Source organism: Armatimonadota bacterium (assembly GCA_020354555.1).
Taxonomy (GTDB): domain Bacteria; phylum Armatimonadota; class Hebobacteria.
Window position 1 is genome coordinate 179319 of record CP070648.1, and the last position, 2606, is coordinate 181924.

General features: G+C 64.4%; 2 protein-coding genes. Both read right to left on the reverse strand.

What is annotated here, in order from left to right; translation table 11 throughout:
- A partial coding sequence (locus JSV65_00720; GenBank protein UCH34912.1) for a TIM barrel protein occupies positions 1–1134 on the reverse strand: 1134 nt, incomplete at its 3' end.
- Between the two features lie 48 nt (positions 1135–1182).
- The coding region (locus JSV65_00725) for a ThuA domain-containing protein (protein ID UCH34913.1) at positions 1183–2606 on the reverse strand (1424 nt) is incomplete at its 5' end.

Below are 2606 nucleotides of genomic sequence, written 5' to 3' on the forward strand. Positions count from 1 at the left end.
GGCCTCGTGCCGGCAGGCGACAATGTTGCCTTGCCGATCCACCGCGAGGCCGTTGGCTTGGCCGCTCGGCTTCGCGAAGGCGGAGATCTTGCCCTGAGCGTCGAGCTGCTGAATGGTGTTGGCGGGGATATCGCTGAAGTAGAGATTGCCCTTGCGGTCCCACGCGGGGCCCTCGGTGAACTGGAAGCCGCCCTGGATCTTCTGCGCGGCGGCGCCCTCGGGCAGAATCATGCCCCACACGTCGGCGAGGGTGTTCGCTCCGGCAGGCCAGTAACGCAGCAGCAAGTCGCGCGTCTTCTTCACGCCCTCGACGGGATCGCCGCCGCCCTCGAACTCGATAGACAGCGCGCGGTCATAGCCGGCGGCGCGCACATACGCGAGGATGCGGCCGAACTCCATGCGCGCCTCTTCGCCGACCTCGTCGAAAACGTGAGTCTTCGCGTGCGTGTGATACGCATACGGGGCGAGCTTGCGGCACGACTCGTAGCGCACCTCGGCGGGCCAGTTGCCGAAGTCGAGGCACGAACCCACCCACTCGCGGTCGGTGAGTTCGATGATGCGCAGGATGTTGTCGGCCGTCGCGGAGACGCCGCCGTGGTTCTCGATGGTGATCTTGATGTTGAGTTCCTTGGCGAGCGGCAGCATGCGATTGAACGCGGCGGCGACGCGCTCGACGCAGAAGGTCTCCTCGCGCTCGGCATCACCCGTGCCCCCGACGTTCAAGCGCACGACGGGGCAGCCGAGATACGCGGCAGCCTTGAGCTTCATGACGTTACTCTCGATCTGTTGCTCCCACAGTGCGTCGTCGGGGTTGGCGAGGTTGCCCTCCATGATGAGACAGGTGGGGGTGCGCTGATGTTCCGCCATCGCCGCGTTGAGCTTGTCCAGGTAGTCCTGGTCCCACGACGTGAAGAACATGTCGTTGAACGTCACCCCGGGGATATCGAGCTGCACGTAGAGTTCCGGCACCGTTTCGAGGGTGAGTTCGCCCTGGCCGAAGAGCTGGCGCACGCTGTAGGTGTCACAGCTTATCATGCCGGGTGTCGTGTGGTTCTCGACGGCGGCGTAGCCGACCATGGCCGCGCAGACGAGCAGCAGGCAAACGACGGCGAGGACGAAGAAGACCGTATCCATTTTGCACCTCATGATGTAGTTCGGGCGGCGCCGGATATCCGCTGCGCGTTACCCCGCCGGCGGGGTTCCCGCCCACTTCGAGCCGCGCTGCAAGAGCAAGCGGAACATCTCGTGCTTGCACGCGTCGGGGTTGTGCCCGAGAGCGAGATAAAACACGCGCCCCTTGCCCCACGGCTTGATCCACGCCACGGGCATGGCGGTGCCCTTCCACAGCGCTGAGGCCAGAACGCGGACGCGCGGGTCGTAATCGACGATGTACTGCTCGTCCTCGACCACGAACTCGTCGAGCCCTTCAGTTATCGGATGCTCCGGGTCAACCACGCTCACCTGGTAGGAGCGGAAGTGCGGGTGGGTCACGAAATACCCGCCGACCATGGCGCGGTACTCCGGGCAATCGCGGAAGGAGTCGGCGCCGGAATGGCAGGTCGCGAACCCCTTGCCGGAGGCGACGAAGTTGAGCAGACCGTTCTTCTGGGCGTCGGTGATCTCGCCGACGGTGTAGTAGAACACGACGAGGTCGTACGGATCGAGTTTCGGCGCCTCCAGCACCGAGAGGTCTTGCTCGACGTACGCGATGTCGAAGTCTCCCGTCTCCTTTAACGCGTCTTCCATCAGGGGGCCGCAGCCCTTGTAGTCATGAATCTCGCCGCCGGCAAACAGCAGCGTCCTAATCTTCGCCATGCACTCCTCCTGATTCACCGTGAAGCGGGCGCCCGCCCGGTCGCGCAGCCTGCGCTGGAGCCAACTCTCCCCGTCATTTGCACGCGCGGAGCCAATATCCTTCCGCGCCGCGACACAGAGCACTCGGTGCTCGCCCGAAGGCGGGACGAAGATTCGCTTGCCGCCGCGCCAGGTGATGGTGCCGGACGGACCAGCTTCCCCTGTCGCTGTATTGAACCACTCGACACGGTAGGCCCCTGCGGGCAGCAGCAGGCGGAACGCCCCGGCGCCGGGTTGATAGACCAAGTACTCTTCGCCTGAGTTGAACAGGCAATAGCGCGTGGACGACGGCGCGGCCGAGTCAGCGGCCTGGGGACTCATCGCTGCGAGGTCCAGCCGCTCGGCGCAGCTGCGGGTATGCCCCATCGCCTTGCGGATCCGTTCGTACTCCGGGGTGTCCTTGCCCCACGGATTCGGGTAGTGGGGGTCCATGAACACCGGATGATGCCCGCGAGTGAAGCTTTTCCACACCCACGACGCATTGCCGCCGACGCACCAGAGGTGGTCGGTGTCGAGGATGCTGATCTTCGCGCCATCGGCGGCGGGAACGACCTTACGATAGTCCCCCATGCTCGCCGAGTTGAGAGAGACGACGTCGGCCGGGCTGTCGAGCAACAGCGCGTTCGTGCGGTGATTCTGCCCGCGTTCCATCGTCGCAGTCTTCCACACGAGATGCTGCTTGGACCCTTGGCGCCGCTCGTAGGCTTTGATATGGAGAATCATGTGATTCTGCCAGTTGTCGGAGTTGAGCA